General features: G+C 43.6%; 20 protein-coding genes and 1 tRNA gene. All 21 read left to right on the top strand.

Features of this window, described 5'->3' with window-relative positions; translation table 11 throughout:
- The first annotated feature begins 2 nt into the window (after nt 1-2).
- The gene (gene codY, locus Q4G98_RS00980) at nt 3-779 is read left to right on the top strand and encodes a GTP-sensing pleiotropic transcriptional regulator CodY (RefSeq protein WP_366781041.1); all 777 of its coding nucleotides are present in this window, start codon (nt 3-5) and stop codon (nt 777-779) included.
- A 167-nt stretch (nt 780-946) separates the two neighbouring features.
- On the top strand, nt 947-2,404 hold the full coding sequence (gene guaB, locus Q4G98_RS00975) for an IMP dehydrogenase (RefSeq protein WP_177560895.1): 1,458 nt from the start codon (nt 947-949) through the stop codon (nt 2,402-2,404).
- A gap of 26 nt (nt 2,405-2,430) precedes the next feature.
- Nucleotides 2,431-3,207, top strand: a complete 777-nt coding sequence (locus Q4G98_RS00970; protein ID WP_177560894.1) for an enoyl-CoA hydratase/isomerase family protein — start codon at nt 2,431-2,433, stop codon at nt 3,205-3,207.
- A 96-nt stretch (nt 3,208-3,303) separates the two neighbouring features.
- Nucleotides 3,304-3,930 carry a site-2 protease family protein gene (locus tag Q4G98_RS00965; RefSeq protein WP_298565693.1) on the top strand — a complete coding sequence of 209 codons (627 nt, stop codon included), beginning with the start codon at nt 3,304-3,306 and terminating at the stop codon, nt 3,928-3,930.
- Nucleotides 3,931-3,975: 45 nt separating this feature from the next.
- Nucleotides 3,976-4,968, top strand: a complete 993-nt coding sequence (gene trpS / locus Q4G98_RS00960) for a tryptophan--tRNA ligase (protein ID WP_367949970.1) — start codon at nt 3,976-3,978, stop codon at nt 4,966-4,968.
- Between the two features lie 3 nt (nt 4,969-4,971).
- A complete protein-coding gene (locus Q4G98_RS00955; protein WP_177560892.1) occupies nt 4,972-5,685 on the top strand; it encodes a ScpA family protein in 714 nt (237 codons plus the stop codon).
- Nucleotides 5,686-6,285, top strand: coding sequence for an SMC-Scp complex subunit ScpB (gene scpB, locus Q4G98_RS00950; RefSeq protein ID WP_177560891.1), 600 nt, complete (start codon nt 5,686-5,688; stop codon nt 6,283-6,285). It abuts the gene before it with no gap.
- 3 nt (nt 6,286-6,288) lie between these two features.
- A complete protein-coding gene (locus Q4G98_RS00945; protein ID WP_177560890.1) occupies nt 6,289-7,017 on the top strand; it encodes a pseudouridine synthase in 729 nt (242 codons plus the stop codon).
- Nucleotides 7,010-8,251 carry an NAD(P)/FAD-dependent oxidoreductase gene (locus tag Q4G98_RS00940; protein ID WP_177560889.1) on the top strand — a complete coding sequence of 414 codons (1,242 nt, stop codon included), beginning with the start codon at nt 7,010-7,012 and terminating at the stop codon, nt 8,249-8,251. Before Q4G98_RS00945 ends, Q4G98_RS00940 begins: the two co-directional genes overlap by 8 nt.
- A 20-nt stretch (nt 8,252-8,271) precedes the next feature.
- Complete coding sequence (gene cmk, locus Q4G98_RS00935) at nt 8,272-8,937, top strand: (d)CMP kinase (RefSeq protein WP_177560888.1); 666 nt, start codon at nt 8,272-8,274, stop codon at nt 8,935-8,937.
- Between the two features lie 3 nt (nt 8,938-8,940).
- A complete protein-coding gene (locus Q4G98_RS00930) occupies nt 8,941-9,531 on the top strand; it encodes a 1-acyl-sn-glycerol-3-phosphate acyltransferase (protein WP_177560887.1) in 591 nt (196 codons plus the stop codon).
- Nucleotides 9,532-9,535: 4 nt separating this feature from the next.
- Nucleotides 9,536-11,605 carry a 4-hydroxy-3-methylbut-2-enyl diphosphate reductase gene (gene ispH, locus Q4G98_RS00925; protein WP_298565700.1) on the top strand — a complete coding sequence of 690 codons (2,070 nt, stop codon included), beginning with the start codon at nt 9,536-9,538 and terminating at the stop codon, nt 11,603-11,605.
- Nucleotides 11,606-11,613: 8 nt separating this feature from the next.
- Nucleotides 11,614-12,684 (top strand): type 2 isopentenyl-diphosphate Delta-isomerase, encoded by a 1,071-nt coding sequence (fni, locus tag Q4G98_RS00920; RefSeq protein WP_298565702.1) that lies wholly within the window; start codon nt 11,614-11,616, stop codon nt 12,682-12,684.
- A 111-nt stretch (nt 12,685-12,795) separates the two neighbouring features.
- Complete coding sequence (locus tag Q4G98_RS00915; RefSeq protein ID WP_298565705.1) at nt 12,796-14,079, top strand: DUF512 domain-containing protein; 1,284 nt, start codon at nt 12,796-12,798, stop codon at nt 14,077-14,079.
- Nucleotides 14,080-14,090: 11 nt separating this feature from the next.
- A complete protein-coding gene (locus tag Q4G98_RS00910; RefSeq protein ID WP_298565707.1) occupies nt 14,091-14,615 on the top strand; it encodes a cob(I)yrinic acid a,c-diamide adenosyltransferase in 525 nt (174 codons plus the stop codon).
- 20 nt (nt 14,616-14,635) lie between these two features.
- Nucleotides 14,636-15,964, top strand: coding sequence for a ribosome biogenesis GTPase Der (gene der, locus Q4G98_RS00905; protein ID WP_177560255.1), 1,329 nt, complete (start codon nt 14,636-14,638; stop codon nt 15,962-15,964).
- 12 nt (nt 15,965-15,976) lie between these two features.
- The gene (plsY, locus tag Q4G98_RS00900; RefSeq protein WP_177560252.1) at nt 15,977-16,603 is read left to right on the top strand and encodes a glycerol-3-phosphate 1-O-acyltransferase PlsY; all 627 of its coding nucleotides are present in this window, start codon (nt 15,977-15,979) and stop codon (nt 16,601-16,603) included.
- 156 nt (nt 16,604-16,759) lie between these two features.
- Nucleotides 16,760-17,203 (top strand): ACT domain-containing protein, encoded by a 444-nt coding sequence (locus Q4G98_RS00895; protein WP_177560249.1) that lies wholly within the window; start codon nt 16,760-16,762, stop codon nt 17,201-17,203.
- Between the two features lie 41 nt (nt 17,204-17,244).
- Entirely contained in the window at nt 17,245-18,543 is a 1,299-nt protein-coding gene (locus Q4G98_RS00890) for a homoserine dehydrogenase (protein WP_298565712.1), read from the top strand.
- A gap of 6 nt (nt 18,544-18,549) precedes the next feature.
- Nucleotides 18,550-19,461, top strand: coding sequence for a homoserine kinase (gene thrB, locus Q4G98_RS00885; RefSeq protein ID WP_293662296.1), 912 nt, complete (start codon nt 18,550-18,552; stop codon nt 19,459-19,461).
- 65 nt (nt 19,462-19,526) lie between these two features.
- Nucleotides 19,527-19,603: transfer RNA gene (locus tag Q4G98_RS00880), tRNA-Pro, on the top strand.
- Nucleotides 19,604-19,613: the final 10 nt, after the last annotated feature.

The raw sequence follows: 19,613 nt of genomic DNA, 5'->3' as shown, positions 1-19,613 counted from the left end.
TCATCATGGAACTTTTGGAGAAAACAAGAAAAATCAACAAATTGCTGCAACGGGGGGAAAAAGTAGAATACAACGCTATCGCACGTCTGCTGCGCGATGTTATCGGCGCGAATATTTATATTGTTGGGCGTAAGGGCGGCGTCAAAGGCAGCGCTCTTCAGGATGATTTCGAATGTGATATTATGCGCGAGCAGGTTTTGGATGTCAAAAGATTTCCGCAAAAATATCTGGATTTTATTATGGATGCAAAAGAAACAGTTTCCAATATTGAACATAAAAATCAGGAATGTTCCTTTGTCAAAGGTACGAAGTGTTTTTTTGATCAGAAAAAAACTACTATCGTTCCCATTTATGGCAACGGCGAACGTATCGGTACTTTGATCGTTGCTAAATACGATAAACCATTTGACGACGAGGATCTGCTGCTGGCTGAATATGCTGCGACAGTTATCGGTGTTGAGATCCTGCACGAGCGGGCAGCTAAAGTAGAAGAAGAAGTGCGTAAAAAAGCAATGGTTCAGATTGCTTTTTCAACTCTGTCGTATTCTGAACTGGAAGCTATTGTTAACATTCTGGGCGAATTGAAAGGCATGGAAGGTTTACTGGTCGCTTCTAAGATTGCAGATCGTGTCGGTATCACCAGGTCGGTGATCGTTAACGCATTGCGTAAATTTGAAAGTGCCGGCTTGATCGAAACGAAATCTCTGGGCATGAAGGGAACCTATATCAGGATCAAAAATGAATTTCTGCTGGAAGAACTGCGTAAAAATAATGCTTAAATAAGTAACGGCTGATTTACTGTAAGATTGCGGTAAATCAGCCGTTTTTATTAGCTTGTAGGGCAAACTGATAAGATATTGTTAAAATTTTTACAAAAACTACTTGCTTTTGTGTAATCACTGTGCTAGTATAGTAAAAATATTTCAAAGAAGAAGGGAGTTTTATAATGCGTACAGACAAATTTGCAAAAGAAGGTTTGACTTTTGATGATGTGCTTTTGGTTCCGGCAGAATCTGATGTTTTGCCGCGTGATGTAGATGTTTCAACTTATTTGACTAAAAACATTAAATTGAATATTCCTCTGATCAGCTCCGGTATGGATACTGTAACAGAGTCAAAAATGGCGATCGCTATTGCCCGCGAAGGCGGTTTAGGCGTTATCCACAAAAATCTGACGATTGAAGAGCAGGCTGGGGAGGTTGCCAAAGTAAAACGCAGCGAACACGGTATCATCGTCGATCCTTTATTTTTGGCTCCGGATAATATTCTGGCTGACGCCGTCAAAATGATGGAGCATTATCATATTTCCGGTGTGCCTATCTGTGACCCTGACGGTAAGCTGCAGGGCATTATTACAAACCGTGACCTGCGCTTTGAAACTAACCTTAATAAACTGATCAAAGAGTGTATGATCGGTGAAGGTCTGGTAACTGCTCCGGTTGGCACCAGCCTTGAAGACGCCAAAAAATTACTGCGTGAGCATCGCATCGAAAAATTGCCTTTAGTTGACAGTGAAGGCTACCTTAAAGGGCTGATCACGATCAGCGATATTGAAAAAGCTAAAATGTATCCTAATGCCTGCAAAGACAGCGACGGCCGTCTGCGTGTAGCAGCTGCCGTAGGCGTTGGCGCTGATATGATGGACCGCGCCTCTGCTTTAGTTGCTGCTAAGGTAGATGTTATCGTTATCGATACCGCTCACGGACATTCGCATGGCGTTCTGAGTTCAGTACGCCGCCTGCGCGAAGCTTTCCCTGAATTAAATATCATTGCTGGCAATGTAGCTACAGGAGCTGCAACCGAAGCTTTGATCAAATGCGGCGTTGATGCCGTTAAAGTCGGTATCGGACCGGGTTCTATCTGCACGACCCGTGTTGTAGCCGGTATTGGTGTGCCTCAGATCACTGCCGTCAATGATTGTGCCGCTGTGGCCCGTAAATATGGCGTGCCGATCATCGCTGATGGCGGCATCAAATATTCCGGTGATATTGCTAAAGCTATTGCCGCCGGTGCAAATGTTGTTATGATCGGTGGCTTGCTGGCAGGAACTGAAGAGTCTCCTGGCGAAACTATTATCTATCAAGGGCGTTCTTATAAAGTATACCGTGGTATGGGTTCCTTAGGAGCTATGGAACGCGGTTCCAAAGACCGTTATTTCCAGGAAAACGCCGATAAGTTAGTGCCGGAAGGAATTGAAGGCCGCGTACCTTTCAAGGGCCTGGCAGCGGAAACTATTTTCCAGCTGGTTGGCGGCTTGCGCGCAGGTATGGGTTATTGCGGTGCTAAAGACATCGAAGAAATGATCACCAAAACTCAATTTATTCGTATGACTGGCGCCGGGTTGAAGGAAAGTCATCCGCATGATGTCATCATTACGAAAGAAGCTCCTAACTATAGCCTGTAATAAAATTTAAGGGAGGTTTTTCGAGTATGGAAGATGCAGTTTTATTTTCTTTAAAAGGTCAGGTTGCCGTAATTACCATGAACAGACCGCAGAGCTTGAATTCGATGAATGAAGCTTTGATCGACGGGCTGCATGCGGCGCTGACCAGGGTGGAAACCGATCCAAGTGTTAAATGCGCTGTGCTGACAGGTAACGGCAAGGCTTTTTGTGCCGGCGGCGATCTGCCGTTTTTAGAAACACTGGCAGATACTGCTGCTAAAAAGGCTTTCATTGCTAAAGTAGGGCAGGTTGCCAAACGCATTACAGCGATTGAGAAACCGATCATTGCTATGGTCAATGGCGTTACTGCCGGTGCCGGTGTTAATCTGATGCTGGCCTGTGACCTTATTTATGCAGTTGATACCGCTAAATTTGCTCAAAGCTTTGCTAAAGTCGGATTGATCCCTGACTGCGGCGGGCTGTACTTTCTGCCGAAAGCCGTGGGCGTACATAAAGCGAAAGAACTGATGTTTACTGCTGATTTGATTGATGCGGCCACAGCTGAAAAGCTTGCATTGGTCAATCATATCTGTCCGGCAGCAGAGCTTGAAACTGCAGTTATGCAAATGGCTGAACGCCTGGCAGCTTCAGCACCATTAGCTATCGGCCTGATCAAAAAGTATCTGAACAATACGGCGATGACTTTGGACGAAGTGTTGGAAACGGAAGCAGTTGCTCAGCCGTTGTGTATGGCGACCGCTGACAGCGCTGAAGGAATAACCGCTTTTAAGGAAAAACGTGCTCCTAAATTTACAGGTAAATAAGAATTCACAAAAAAGACGGAATCGCTGACAGCGGTTCCGTTTTCTTTTCACGTAAAATACTGTATAATATTAATATTGACGATTATGGAGGTTTGCATGTTAGATTTTGATTTTTTATCAATGTTATATAGGATCCCGGCGCTTTTGATTGCTATCACCATTCACGAATATGCGCACGCGCAGACTGCAGAAGCCATGGGAGACCCAACGCCGCGGTTCATGGGCCGGTTAACTTTTAACCCTTTGGCTCATCTCGATCCTATCGGTGCCCTGATGCTTATTGTAGCAGGCTTTGGCTGGGCCAAGCCTGTCGGGATCAATCCTAATAATTTCAGGAACCGCCGTGAAGGTATTTTAAAGGTATCTTTTGCAGGGCCAGCCGCCAATTTGTTTTTATGTTTTCTGGCGGCTTTGATCGTTGCCTTAATGACTAAGTTTGGTGTAATGACCAAAGGGGTTTATTCATTTTTGCTGTGGACACAGCTTTATAATGTCTGGTTTGCGTTTTTTAATCTGATCCCGATCCCGCCGCTGGACGGTTCCAAGATTTTAGGCGAACTGCTGCCGCCGCGTACTGCTTACCAGTATGAAAATATGGTTGGTCAATATGGTTTTTATATTTTGCTGGCATTGGTTTTTACCGGCATCGTCGGTGTGATCATCAGACCTTTGGCAAGCATATATATGACTTTGGTAAACAGTATTTTGGGGATAGTATTTTAATAAAAACAGCTTATTGAATTATGATCATGAAGGGACTTGATGTTGATGACTAAAGGTAGAATTTTCAGTGGGATGCAGCCGTCCGGCCGCTTTCACTTAGGTAATTATATGGGAGCGCTGGAAAACTGGGTGCGCCTGCAGCATGAATATGAATGCTTTTTCTCTATTGTTGATCTGCATGCACTGACTTCGTCTTACAGCGATACTTCCAAATTACAGGAAAACGTTATGGAAATGGCGATAGATTGGCTCAGTGCCGGTCTTGATCCTGAGAAAAATGTCATCTTTGTACAATCGCATGTTAAAGAACACGCTGAACTGGCCTTGCTTTTGGGTATGAGCACGCCCTTGTCCTGGCTGGAGCGTGTACCTACTTATAAAGATAAATTGCAGAACTGGTCTGTCCAGGGCAAGGATAATAATACCTATGGCTTTTTGGGGTATCCTGTGCTTATGGCGGCTGACATCATGCTCTATAAAGCGACTTGTGTCCCTGTAGGTGAGGATCAGTCTGCCCATTTAGAGCTGACTCGCGAGATCGTACGCCGTTTTGACTATCTTTATAATAAAGAGGTATTTCCTGAACCGCAGGCAGTATTTTCCAAGGCAAAGGTCTTGCCGGGGATCGATGGACGGAAAATGTCAAAATCCTATGGGAATACTATTCCTTTTGGAGCCGGGCCAGAAGAAATGTGGGAACGTATCCGCATGATGACCACTGATCCGCAGCGTATTAAAAAGACTGATCCGGGACATCCGGAAGTTTGTATCGTTTACGCTTTCCATAAGGTATTCAACCCGGAAGAGTATGAAGAGATCGGCGCTAAATGCCGTGCCGGTGAGATCGGCTGCGTACAGTGCAAAAAGCGCCTGGCAGAAAAAATGAATGCTCTGCTGGCTGATATCCATACGAAACGGGAAGAGTTATCTAAAAAGCCAGAGTATATCAAAGAAGTACTTGAGTATGGCGCTCAGCGCGCCCGTAAGGAAGCTGAAAAAACTATGGCGGAAGTCAAAAGCGCCATGAATGTGCTGTAATGTATGGCTAATCTGTCAATCAAGGTCCAGGATTTTGAAGGTCCGCTGGATCTGTTGATACATTTAATAGAAAAAGAAAAAATTGATATTTATGATATTCCTATTGTAGAAGTGACCGAGCAGTACATCGAATATTTACAGGCAATGACAGAGTTTGATATGGAGATTGCCAGTGAATTTTTACTGATGGCCGCGACGCTGCTGCAAATCAAATCGCGGATGCTTTTACCAAAGCAAACTGCTGAAGGCGATGAAGATGAAACAGATCCGCGCCAACTGCTGGTGGAAATGCTGGTGGAATACAGGCGGATCAAGGCCTGTGCGGCCAATTTAGCAGAACTGAAGCAGCAGGCAGAACGCTGCCGTTATCGGCTGCCGCTTTTGGCCGGCTTTGTTGAACGCAGTTTAAAACAGTATGAGGCTTCTGAGTTGATCAGCGCTATGCTGACTTTGCTTTCAGTGAAAACTGAAAATACTGCTTATATCGAGCGGCAGGAATTTAATGTGCAGGATAAAATGAACGAGATCGTGCATATGCTTGCGCAGCATCTTAACGGCGTCGAATTTGCTAAAGTATTTTCACGTACTGGTTCCCGCAGTGAGAAAGTCGCTTCCTTTTTAGCTGTTTTGGAACTTTTAAAGCTTGGTGTGATCACTATCAATCAGACAGCTGCCTTTGCCCCAATCTATATATTCCTGCGACAGGGGGAACGATAAATGTTTCATGATTATTTAAGAGGTTCTTTGGAAGCCCTGCTGTTTGCAGCCGGTGAACCGTTATCTGTAGCTAAGATAGCTGAGATCATGCAGCTTGACAAGCCGCAGGTCTGGGAACTGTTATCGCTTTTGGAACAGGATTACGAAGATGAAAAACGGGGCCTCTATCTGAGAAAAGTTGCAGAAGGTTATCAATTATGCACCAAAGAACAGCACTATGAACTGATCAAACAGCTGGCGCGGTCGCAGGAAATGAAATTGTCGAATGCCGCTATGGAAACATTGGCGATCATTGCTTTTAAGCAGCCTGTTACCAGAAGTGAAATGGAAGCTATTCGCGGGGTCAAGGTCGACGGCGTTGTCAATACGCTTTTGGAATATGGTTTGATAAATGAGGCAGGTCGTAAGGATTCCATTGGGCATCCTATTTTATATGGTACAACAGATAAATTTTTGATTACTTTTGGTCTGAATTCTTTAAAGGACTTACCGGATTTTCCAGATCTTTTGTCGGAACAAGAAAACGAACCGGAACAAATGTCGTTGATGGCTGAATTTAATGAAGAGCTGACTAAAACAGAAGAAACAGGGGATTTATAATTTATGGAAGAACGCTTGCAGAAAATTTTAGCTGCGGCTGGGGTAGCGTCCAGACGTGAAGCTGAAAAATATATTTTAGCCGGACGCGTAAAAGTTAACGGTAAGATCGTTAAAGAATTGGGAACCAAAGTAGGTGAAAAAGCGTTTATTCTGGTTGATGGCAAACCAATCAAACGTGAGAAAAAAGCCTATTATTTATTTTATAAGCCTCGCGGAGTTGTTACTACGATGATCGATCCGCAGGGACGCAGAACTGTCGCCGACTTTGCCAAAGATTTGCCGGAACGGGTTTTTCCGGTAGGAAGATTAGATTATAATACGGAAGGTCTGCTGCTGCTGACCAATGATGGCGATCTGGCGCAAAAACTTACTCATCCTAAACATGAAGTAAATAAAACCTATAGAGTTACCGTTCCTGGACTGGTGCCTCAGGAGAAACTCGATTTGCTGAGGGTCGGTGTCAAGTTGGAGGATGGAATAACTGCTCCTGCTATTGTCACGCTGATCGGTTACGATAATGAAAAAAGTAATACTACTTTTGATATTGTTATTCACGAAGGGCGTAACCGTCAGGTACGCAGAATGTGTGATTTTATCGGATTTCCAGTCAGACAGTTAAAACGTATAAAATTAGGGAATTTAACGCTGCAGGGGTTAAAACGCGGCGGTTACAGGATTTTGAGCGAAGATGAAGTTAATGCTTTAATAAAGGCGGCGGCTATCAATGAATAAAGTTATCGTTGTAGGCGGTGGCGCGGCAGGATTATTAGCGGCTGTCGCAGCAGCGGGGCAGGGGGCCAGGGTAACTGTCCTCGAAAAGATGTTTAAGCCCGGCAAGAAGCTTTTGATTACAGGCAAAGGCCGCTGTAATATTACTAATGTCTGTGAAGTGCAGGAGATCATAAAAAATATGCCCGGCAACGGGCGCTTTTTGAATAGTGCTTTGCGCCAGTTTACCAATGAAGATATGGTAAAACTGTTAAATGATAATGGCCTGGAGACTAAGGTTGAGCGCGGCGGCCGGGTTTTCCCGGTGAGCGATCAGGCCAAAGATGTTGTAGATACGCTTTTAAAAATCCTGCATGATTTAGGTGCAGAAATACTTACAGATGTTTATGTCGCAGAAGTTTTGACTGATGCAGATAAAGTTATCGGCGTAAAAACGAAAAACGGTAAGGTATTTAAGGCGGATGCGGTCATCATTGCTGTAGGAGGTGCGTCTTATCCTGGGACCGGTTCAGATGGAAGCGGTTTTAAACTTGCTGAAAAACTTGGCCATACGATCATACCGCTCAAACCTTCCCTGGTACCCTTAACGAGTGATTCTCCGTATATCCCTGATCTGCAGGGATTATCTTTGCGTAACGTGCAGGCTACGGTTTGTTCTTCTGGCAGTAAAATAGCTTCGGAATTTGGTGAAATGCTATTTACGCATTTCGGGGTTTCCGGACCGATTATTTTATCGCTCAGTAAAACTGTAGCGTCACTTTTAGAAGCAGATAAAACAAATATTGATTTGCTGATAGATTTAAAACCGGCTTTGACTTTGGAAAAGCTGGAAGCGAGGGTTCAGCGTGATTTTGCTCAATACAGCAGGAAACAACTGCTGAACGGGATGAAAGATCTTTTGCCGCAGCGGCTGATTCCGGTGGTTTTAGACCAGGCGTATCTGGATGAAGAAAAGCCGGTCAATCAAATATCCAAAGAAGAACGCAGGCGTTTAGTGGAAACATTAAAAGGACTGTCGGTTTCGATTACGGGCACTCGCCCTTTGGCTGAGGCTATCGTAACAGCCGGCGGAGTATCCACAAAAGAAATCGATCCCAAAACGCTGCATTCTAAGCTGTGGCAGGGCTTGTATTTTGCAGGAGAAGTCATTGATATAGACGGTTACACCGGCGGTTATAATCTGCAGGCAGCATTTTCAACAGGGTATGCTGCTGGAACAGCGGCGGCATATCAATAAACAGGCAGGGTGGTAAAGTGATGGAGAAGAAATTAGTAGTTGCTATCGATGGTCCGGCTGGAGCAGGTAAAAGTACTATTGCTAAACTGGCGGCTGAAGAATTGAACTATATTTATATCGATACCGGTGCTATGTATCGCTCGGTAGCATGGAAATTTTTACAGAGCAGGCAGGAATTTTCGCCTGAATTAGTAAGTAAACTGGCCGAGGAAATGACTATTACTTTTAAACCGGAAGCAAAACTGAATCGTGTTTTTGTTGACGGTATCGAGGTAACAGAGGCAATCAGAACCCCTGAAGTGACAGAGATCGTTTCCAGGGTATCCGCTGTAGGCGCTGTGCGCGAAGCTATGGTAGCACAGCAGCGCCGAATGGGAGAAGCTGGCGGCGTAGTTATGGATGGGCGCGACATTGGGACAGTAGTGTTTCCGCAGGCTGACTTGAAAATCTTTTTGACTGCTTCTGCCGAGGAACGCGCATCGCGAAGATATAAGGAAATGCTTGCCAAAGGAATGCAGGTCGATCTAAGGCAGCTGCAGTCTGATATAGAAGCGCGTGACAAACAGGATCGTGAGCGTAAAATCGCGCCGCTTTGCTGTGCGGAAGATGCGATTTATCTCGATAGTTCTGCGATGTCTATTGAAGAAGTGGCTTCTAAAATTTTAACTTTAGTGCGGGAGCATTAAATCATGTTTTATTCAGTCTTGAAGGTTATTTTAAGAATAATGTTCAAAATATTTTTGCGGCTTGAAGTAAAAGGGACGGAAAATATCCCTGCGGCAGGTCCGTTGGTAATTGCCAGTAACCATTTAAGTTTGCTTGATCCGCCTGTGATCGGTGTAGCTGCTACCAGAAAAGTACACTTTATGGCAAAGCAGGAACTGTTTGTACCTGTTCTGGGTGATATCTATAAAGTTTTGGGCGCATTTCCGGTTAAAAGAGGCGGTGCCGATAGAACGGCAATAAAACACGGTATAGATCTGATGCTGGACGGTGGTGTGCTGGCCATTTTCCCGGAAGGTACCCGCAGCAAAACAGGTGCGTTAGGCAAGGCCGAACCGGGAGCTTTGATGATGGCAGGAAAAGCAAACGCTGCTATTGTTCCGGCCTGTGTAAAAGGTACTGATATCAAACGCCAGGGACGATTATGGCCCAAAGTGAGCGTATCATTTGGCAAGCCGATTTTTTTCCCTCAGGGTGTACCGATAAGCAAAGAACTTCTGCATGAACTTACAGAGGCTCTGATGTTGGAAATAAAACGCTTACAAGAAGCGGAGTGATAATATGAAAATCAGGATTGCTGAATATTGTGGTTTTTGCTATGGCGTTGAACGTGCAGTAGATATGGCATATAAGGCCGCTGCAGAGAATGTTCCTGCGGGAACATTTGGACCTTTAATCCATAATCCGCAGCTTATTGAGGATCTGGCAGCTAAAGGTGTGCCCTGTCGTGAAAGTCTGGACGAATTTCAGGCCGGAGAAACTGTTATTTTTCGTTCACATGGAGTTGGGCCTGATGTTTACGAAGCAGCTCGGGCAAAGGATCTGACGATTTTGGATGCAACCTGTCCTAATGTCCGGGCAGCGCAAAAAAAGGGGCAGGACTTAGCTGCAGCTGGTTATTTACCGATAATTATTGGTGAAAAAAATCATCCGGAAGTAAAAAGTATTGTACAATGGGCAGGAAAACATGCTATAGTTATAGAATATATTAAAGATATAGGTAAAGTACCCTTGGCAGATAAATATGGCGTTTTGATTCAAACTACTTTTGAATTAGCGAAGTTTGAAGAAATTCTGGCAGCACTTAAGAAAGAACGGCCCGGCGAATATAAAGTAGAAAAAACTATTTGCCTGGCAACGTCTCAACGACAAAATGCAGCCTTGAAATTAGCAGACGAAGTAGACGCCTTTATTGTGATAGGCGGCAGGAGCAGTGCCAATACCAGGCACTTATATGAGCTTGTTGCAGAACACTGCAAGCGTGCTTACCATATCGAAACAGCCTCGGAATTAACTGAGGAGATGTTTAAAAACTGTCAAAATATAGGAATAACGGCAGGCGCATCAACGCCGGACCGTATAATTAAGGAGGCTATACGTGTAATGGAAAACATGGAATCTTTTGAAAGTATGCTGGAACAAAGTCTGGAGGACGCACATGTCTATCCTGGTAAAATTGTTAAAGCTACAGTCATCCAAATAGGCAAAGATGAGGTATATGTTGACTTCGGCTATATGAAGGAAGGCGCTATCGCTTTTTCTCAGTGGTCTAACGAAGATCCGGAAATTTTGGCTCAGACTATTAAAGTCGGTGATGAAGTAGAGGCTAAGGTTATTCCCGGCACATCAAAAGATGATTTTATTCGTCTTTCAAAAATCAAAGCCGAACAGGATGCCGCATGGAATGATGTAGCAGAACTGGCAGAAGGTGAAAAACGTCCTGCTACGGTAAAAGTTTTGCGTATTATTAAAAACAAAATGAAAAATATTGTCGGCCTGGCTGTCGCAGTCGAAGGCGTAGAAGGCTTCATGCCTGCTTCCCATGTAGAACTGCGCCGTGTAGAAGATTTTTCCGATTATATCGGCAAAGAACTGGAAGCAGAAGTTATTGAAGTAGATACGGCGAAAAAGCGTTTAGTTGTTTCTCGCCGCGATTTACTGAGAAGTGAAAAGGAAGCAAAAGCACAGGCGTGGCGTGATGCAAAAGAGGCCAGGATCCAGGCTGCTAAAGAAGCTCGTGCTGCCGCTGAGGAAGCCGCATACGCTTCTGTTGAAGAAGGTCAGACTGTTACCGGCAAAGTTGTAAGAATTGCTGATTTTGGTTTGTTCGTTGAAGTTGGCCAGGGACTGGTTGGTCTGGTTCATAATACAGAGTTGTCCTGGGACCGCAATGTAAAAGCAGAAGATGCTGCTAAAGTTGACGATGAAGTAACTGTACTCGTGAAAAAAATCGACCGCGAAAACAGACGCGTCGCACTCAGTATCAAAGCTACTCAGGAAGATCCGTGGCTGGCTGCTGCCGCCGATTTTAAAGAAGGCATGATTGTCGAAGGTACCGTAGAACGGTTCCTGCCTTTCGGCGCTATTGTAAAACTTGCCGATAAAGTTGAAGGTCTGGTCCATGTTTCTGAGATCGCTGAAACTCGTGTTGAAAAACCGGAAGATGTTTTGGAGATCGGTCAAAATGTTAAAGTCAAAGTAATCAAAGTCGATTTAAAACATAAAAAAATCGGCTTAAGTATCGCCAAAGCCGCTAACGAAGCAGAAAAAGCTGAGTATAGCTCTTTTATCAATGATAAACCGGAATTGACTCTTGATTTAAAAGAGCAACTGGAAGGTTTGAAGGATTAATTAAACGGATGGTAGATATGTCGCGAGAGCAAAGAAAATTAGATCATATCAGATATGCATTAGAAATTGGCGACGGGCCGCTTGCTAACGGTTTTGCCGATGTGCATTTTCTGCATAACTGTCTGCCTGAGCTTGCTCCTGCTGATATTGATATTACAACGACGCTGGGCGGGATTAAGCTCAGCGTTCCCTTTTTGATAAATGCGATAACCGGTGGTACTGATAATGTTATCGACGTCAACCGTAAGCTTGCTCAAACAGCAAAAGTGGTCGGAGCAGCTATGGCTGTCGGGTCGCAATATGGAGCTGTAAAAAGCAGAAGCAGTTACCGAAGCTTTGAGGTAGTACGCGAAGTTTATCCAGATGGGATAATTTTTGCTAATATCAGTGCTCTGGCAACTCCGGCTGAGGCTGCTGAAGCCGTCAGGATGCTTGCTGCTGATGCGCTGCAGATCCATTTAAATCCAGCTCAGGAGCTTGTTATGCCTGAAGGTGACAGGGATTTTAAAGGCCTTCTGTATAATATGCGTAGTATTTTAGAGCAGAGCGAAGTACCGGTTATTGTCAAGGAGACCGGTTGTGGTATGGCGGCGGAACAAATCAGTCAGATGCTTGCTGCCGGCTTTAGCTGGTTTGATATTGGAGGGGCCGGTGGTACTAATTTCCCTGCTATAGAAGCTAAACGTTTTACTTCTCAAAAGACTGTTTTGGCTGAGTGGGGGATTGCTGCTGCAAAAACTCTTATGGAGGCATTTTCCGTTTGTAATGGTAATAATATTATTATTGCCAGCGGCGGAATACGTGATGGACTGACTGCTGCTAAAGCGTTTGCTTTGAGTGCTGACGCTGTAGGTATGGCGGGAAATATTCTGCATTATATTATGGAAGACGGCGTTGAAGCAGCTCAAAAGGCGTTAACAGAAATGATAACTGATTTACGGATGATAATGCTGCTCACAGGTTGTAGCAATTTGAAAGCTTTACGTAAGACCCCATTATATTTTACTGGTGAATTGCGCGAGTTTTTGCTTGGACGTAATTACGATATTCCCAAAATAAGCGCAGGTAGAAAAAGATAACTTGTTTGTCCCGTTCTTTTTCAAAGAACGGGATTTTTGTATGTTTTGTCAAATTTGAAATTATAATGTATAATATTAAGATACCAAACTGTGCTTTTAGAAAGGGAAACTATGCAGGGAATCATTAGTGCCGTCCGCCGCAACAGTTTAGCTGATAATGCCGGTATCAAAGCCGGAGAAAAGTTGTGTGCTGTTAACGGAGTATTAGTGCGTGATATTATAGAATTAAGTTATTTAGTTGCAGACGAACAGGTTACTTTGACAATTGAGAATCAGGAAGGTAGGCAGCGTCAGGTTGTTATTGAGAAGTATCCTGATGAAGACCTGGGGCTGGAATTTGCGGCTGCTGTTTTTGACAGTGTTACAACTTGTTATAACAACTGTGTTTTCTGCTTTGTAGATCAGATGATCCCCGGTATGCGGAAATCATTATATGTGCGTGATGACGATTATCGCTTATCTTTTCTGTATGGTAATTTTATTACACTCACCAATATGAAAGAAGAAGATTTTGAGCGGATCATAAAAACGCATATGTCGCCGCTGTATGTTTCCGTGCATGCAACAAGACCCGAAGTACGCTGCAAAATGATGAACAACCGTTTTGCCGGTGAATTGATGTCTAAAATCAAGCGGCTGACAGAGGCCGGGATTTCAATCCATACACAAATTGTTTGCTGTCCTGGTTATAACGATGGTGAAGTTCTGGAACAGACTTATCATGATCTGAAAGCTTTAGCGCCCATGGTAGAAACTATGGCCGTGGTTCCGGTTGGTATTACCAAGCACAGAGAACATCTGACACCAATGCGTTTGTTTTCTAAGGCGGAAGCCGCCGCTATAGTTGATAAGGTCACTGTCTGGCAGCAGGAATGCCGTGAAAAATTTGGAAAATCTTTTATCTATTTGGGCGATGAGTTTTATTTATTGGCAGAAAAACAGTTGCCTGAAGCCCTATGGTATGACGGATTTCCGCAGCTTGAAAACGGTATTGGTCTGAGCAGAAGCTTTCTTGACGAATGGCAGCTGGCGATTGCGAAAAATCTGACTTTAAAAAAAGGTGCCGATGCAGTGATACCAGTTGGTACCAGCGCTTTTAAAATTTTACAGCCGCTGGTAGACGAGTTTAATAATAAAAATGGTTCCCACCATCGTTTTTTACCTGTAAACAATGAATTTTTCGGAGATACTATCAATGTTACTGGATTATTGGTTGGCAGGGATATTTTAAATGCTTCCCAAGGTATGAAACGAATTATTTTGCCTGCTGTTGTTTTGAATCAGGATAATTTGTTTTTAGATGATATGTCCTTAGATGACTTTAAAAAAGCTTTTGCAGGCAGGGTAGAGCGTGCGGCGAATGCGCACGAACTAGTTGCATTGCTTAACAGGTAGGAGGACGGATTATGAAAGGTTATGGTTTGCTGCAGGTTTATACAGGTTCAGGTAAAGGAAAAACTACTGCGGCGTTGGGTGTGGCTTTGCGTGCTGCAGGCAGAGGCGCCAAAACGATAATGCTGTCCTTCCTTAAAGATGACCCTGCTTATGGCGAAGCTTTAGCAGCGACATATCTGCCGAATTTTTTACTGAAGCAGGTCGGACGTGACGCTTTCGTAAATTTTCATAATCCAGATCCTGCTGATCTTAAGATGGTTCGCGATGGTTGGGAAGAAGCAAAAAAGATCATTGTTGAAGGTACTGCTGATTTATTGATTTTAGACGAACTGAATATCGTTTTGGCAACAGGTATGCTGCCGGAAGAAGAAGTTATTGGATTTTTGAAAAAATACAAAGGTAAGACAGAGATCATTACAACGGGACGTGGAGCTCCTGAGGCATTGATCGCTATAGCCGATTTAGTTACGGAGATGCAGGAAGTAAAACATTATTTCCATAAGGGTGTAAGCTCCCGTGACGGAATCGACCATTAGAGAGTGAGGATGAGAATGTTATGGGAAAACCGATAGTTGCTATCGTAGGCCGGCCAAATGTTGGCAAATCGACATTATTTAATATTTTTGCCAACAGCAGGATTTCAATCGTGGAGGATACTCCGGGTGTGACCCGCGATCGCTTGTATGCGGATACTGAATGGCTTGATAATGAGTTTATGATGGTAGATACCGGCGGTATCGAAATCATGAATAATGATAAAATCGCTGTTTCCATTCGTCAGCAGGCACAGATCGCTATTGCGGAAGCAGATGTCATTTTATTTGTTTGTGATGCACGTGCAGGCATTACTCATGAGGATGCAGAAGTCGCCAGACTGCTGCGCCAATCAAAAAAGCCGATCGTACTTGCTGTCAATAAAGCTGATTCACCCAAGCAGGAGATGGAGATCTTTGAATTTTATAACCTCGGCATAGGCGAACCGATTCCAGTTTCAGCCGCTAACCACCTTGGATTAGGTGATCTACTGGACGCTGTTGTAGAAAAATTCCCGGAAACTTCCGCTTATGGGGAAGACGGTAATGAAGATGAAATCAAAGTAGCTTTGATTGGCCGCCCTAATGTTGGCAAATCTTCTATTTTCAATACTTTGGTCGGTGAAGAGCGTTCCATTGTAAGTGATGTGGCAGGAACTACCCGTGATGCTATTGATACCCCTGTCGTAAGGGATGGGCAGAAATTCCTGTTTATTGATACGGCTGGTATGCGACGTAAAGCGCGTATAGATGAGCCTATAGAAAAATACAGTATAATTCGTTCGTTGAGAGCTGTCGACCGCTCAGACGTTGTTCTGATGGTTATAGATGCTATCGACGGTGTGACGGAACAGGATAAAAAAATTGCCGGCTATGCCCACGAAGCTGGTAAGGGTATCGTTTTGGTAGTGAATAAATGGGATCTGTATGATAAAGATAATACTTCTACTTTGCGTTATACAGAAAATCTGCGCAGAGAGTTGGTATTCATGCAGTATGCACCGGTAGTTTTTGTTTCCGCAATGACTAAGCAGCGTATACACAGGCTGCCCGAGGTCATTCATTATGTAGCTGAACAAAATGCCATGCGCATTTCTACCAGCGTTCTGAACCAGGTCGTTGAAGATGCTATTGCTATCAATCCGCCTCCTACCGAAAAAGGTCAGCGCTTAAAAATACTGTATGCCACACAGGTCAAGATCAAGCCGCCGACATTTGTTATTTTTGTCAATGAACCGGAAATCATGCATTTTTCGTATCAGCGCTATTTAGAAAACAAATTACGCGAAGCTTTTGGGTTTGAGGGAACACCGCTGCAAATGATCATCCGCGGTAAAAACGAAGAAGAATAAGGTGGGGGAGAAATGGCAGAAAGCTTAATCTGGCTTGTTTGCTTTATCATTGGTCATGTATTCGGATCGATACCATGCGGGCTATGGTTGGTAAAAGCAGCGCACGGTATCGATATCAGGGAATATGGCAGTAAGAATATAGGAACAACTAACGTATTTCGTACTGTAGGCGGTAAAACAGCAATTTTTGTACTGCTCTGCGATATGCTGAAAGGTATTGCCGCTGTAGCGTTAGTGGCTTATTTTACTAATAATGCTATGGGGGCAATGGTTGCTGCCGGTATCGGTGCTCTGCTTGGTCACAATTATTCAATGTTTTTGGGCTTTAAGGGTGGCCGCGGTGTTGCTACCGGTCTGGGCTTGATCCTTTATTTTATGCCGAAAGTGTGTCTTGCAAGTTTTGGTGTCTGGCTGGTTTTAGTTTTACTGACGCGTTATGTTTCGCTGGGATCAGTTGTAGCAGCTATTTGTACACCTGTTTTTGCTTATTATTTCGGTTACCCTCAGTCTTTAGTGATTTTTGCTGCTGTAGCAGGAGGCTTTGTGGTCATACGACATGCTGAAAATATCAAAAGATTGCTTAACGGTACGGAAAGTAAAATAAAACAAGGTAATGCCAAAGATCTACAAAAAAAATAATAACACGGATAACAGCCGTATTTATGTACTAAAAACGGCTGTTTTTTTATTTCTATAAGAAAATCTTAAAACATATGGCTTTTACCACGAAACAATGATATAATAAAACACATGTAAAAACCATATGGACATTTAATTAAAGGGAGGACGATATCAATGTCTGACAAATCTACTTTTTATTTAGTGCGTGAAGAAATTTTACCGGAAGCAATCAAAAAAACTATCAAAGTAAAAGAAATCCTGAAACGCGGTGAAATCAAAACTATTAATGAAGCTGTTGAAAGAATGGGGTTAAGCCGCAGCGCTTATTACAAATATAAAGATTATGTTTTTCCGTTTTATGAAGCCAGCAAAGAGAAAATCATTACTTTATCCTTATTGCTTGAACATAAAGCGGGTGTGCTTTCAAGAGTTTTGAATACCGTTGCCGGTGACTCCGGCAGTATCATGACTATTAATCAGGGAATTCCTTTGCAGGGCGTTGCCAATACTACTATTTCCATTGAAACTAAAGATCTTACAATTGATCTGGAAGCTTTATTAGATAAACTGCGTATGATCGACGGAGTAAAACGGTTGGAGGTTTTGGGCCAAGTTTAAGTTATATCCGTTGATGCGCTTGAAACCTCGGAGGGGATATTGTGAAAGAGTGCATTAGAGTAGGGCTTTTAGGTGCGGGAACCGTTGGCAGCGGCGTGTTGAATGTTTTAGAAGAAAATACCGCTGAGATCGAGAAAAAGGTCGGCGTCCCCATCAAAGTAGCTAAAATTTTAGTTCGTGATATAAAAAAAGCCAAAGAATTAGCAGCAAAATATCAATTGACCGACAAGATAGAAGATATAGTTGAAGACCCTCAAATTGATATCGTTGTTGAGCTTATAGGACGTGAGCATCCGGCAAAGGAATATATAGCCGCTGCTTTAGAGCATCAAAAAAACGTTGTAACGGCTAATAAAGATGTTTTGGCAAAGTATGGCAAAGAACTATTTCCGTTGGCAGAAGAAAATAAAGTTGATTTTATGTTTGAAGCCAGTGTAGGCGGCGGTATTCCCATTATCAGACCGTTAAAATCATGTCTGGCTGCAAACAAGATCACTTCTGTAATGGGTATTGTTAACGGTACCACTAATTATATGCTGACAAAAATGTCGCAGGAAAATATGGATTATGCTGATGTTCTGCGTGAAGCGCAGGAAAAGGGATATGCCGAATCTGACCCTACTGCAGACGTCGGTGGTTTGGATGCCGCCAGAAAACTTGTTATTCTTGCGTCAATAGCTTTTAATACCCGTATTGATCTAAGCGATGTTCTGGTAGAAGGTATTGAGGGACTTGATTTGTGTGACATTGAACACGGTAAAGAACTGGGTTATGCTATTAAACTTTTAGCAATTGCTAAAAATAATGCCGAACATGGTATCAGTGTTTGTGTGCGCCCAACGATGCTGCCAGTTTCACATCCATTAGCAGGCGTCAATGATGTGTTTAACGCAATTTTTGTTACAGGTGATGCTGTTGGCGATGCAATGTTTATGGGGCGCGGAGCCGGTAAAATGCCGACTGCCAGCGCTGTCTGCGGAGATATTATCGATGTGGCCCGTAATATCATTCATAATTCCAACGGACGTATCAACTGTACCTGTTTTGATGAAAAACACCTTTGCAGCCTGGAAAATATGATGTCGCCCTGCTATATCCGGTTAAATGTGCAGGATAAACCAGGTGTTTTGGCAGCTATTGCCGCTGCTTTTGGCGCACAGAATGTCAGCTTAAAAAACGTTGTACAAAAAAGCAAAGCCAAGGGTGTTGCTGAATTAGTTGTTATTACTTATGATGTCTCTGAATTAAATTTACAGATGGCGTTACAAACATTAAAAGCCCTGCCGATTGTTGAAAAAGTTTGCAGTGTTATCCGTGTTGAAGATCACGATCTGGAGTAATTGGACATGAAAAATAAAATAACTGTTATTGTTCCTGCTACATCGGCTAATTGTGGTCCGGGTTATGACTCTTTGGGCCTGGCCTGCGATTTATATAATGATTTTACCTTTGAAATTTCAGAACGTCCGGGCTTTGCACTGGAAGTCATTGGTGAGGGTGAAGACAGACTATACGCCAGCGGTAGAAATTTAGCTTTTCTAGCTTTTTTCAAGGTCTGGAACGAAGTGCAAGGGACGAGGATCGGACTAAAAGTAACAATGCAGAACCGTATTCCGCTGTCACGAGGTCTTGGCAGCAGTTCTACCGCTATCGTTGCCGGACTTGTAGCAGCCAATCTGCTTACAGGAGCAACTCTAAGCAAAGAACAGCTTTTAAATTATGCCACTGAAATAGAAGGTCATCCTGATAATGTAGCACCGGCACTTTTAGGTGGCATTACAATCAGTTATATGGATGAACAAGGGGCACATTCACTGCGGTTTCTGCCGCAGAAAGAGCTGCGGTTTATAGCTGTAGTACCAGAACAGCCTCTTTCCACGCATAAGGCACGTCAGGCTATACCACAGCAGATCCCACATCAGGATGCTGTTTTTAACGCCAGCCGTACTGCGCTTTATGTAGGTGCTTTGATGAGCGGCAATTATCAGTATCTTAGCGCTGCTTTAGAGGATCGTCTTCATCAACCTTACCGTATGCCGTTGATTACAGGCACAGAAGCTGTTTTTGAGGCCGCCAAAGTCAGTGGAGCTTATGGCGCGATTATCAGTGGTGCAGGGTCTACATTGATGGCATATGCTGACCCGGAAAAAGATTGTACTAAAATTGCAGCAGCTATGATCGATGCTTTTAAGAAACATGGTCAAAATAGTACTGCCCATATTCTCAAGTTGGATTTTGCTGGCGCAAGGGAAAAATAACACGGTCAAAATTAAAATATTACTTGACTTTTATATGCAGGATGGGTATAATACTCATTGTGATTCGGGGCGTGGCTCAGCTTGGTAGAGCGCTTCCTTGGGGTGGAAGAGGTCGTGGGTTCGAATCCCGCCGCTCCGACCATTTCGGATCG

The organism is uncultured Phascolarctobacterium sp., assembly GCF_958349595.1.
Lineage (GTDB): Bacteria > Bacillota > Negativicutes > Acidaminococcales > Acidaminococcaceae > Phascolarctobacterium.
This window is presented reverse-complemented; position numbering and strand designations above follow the sequence as displayed.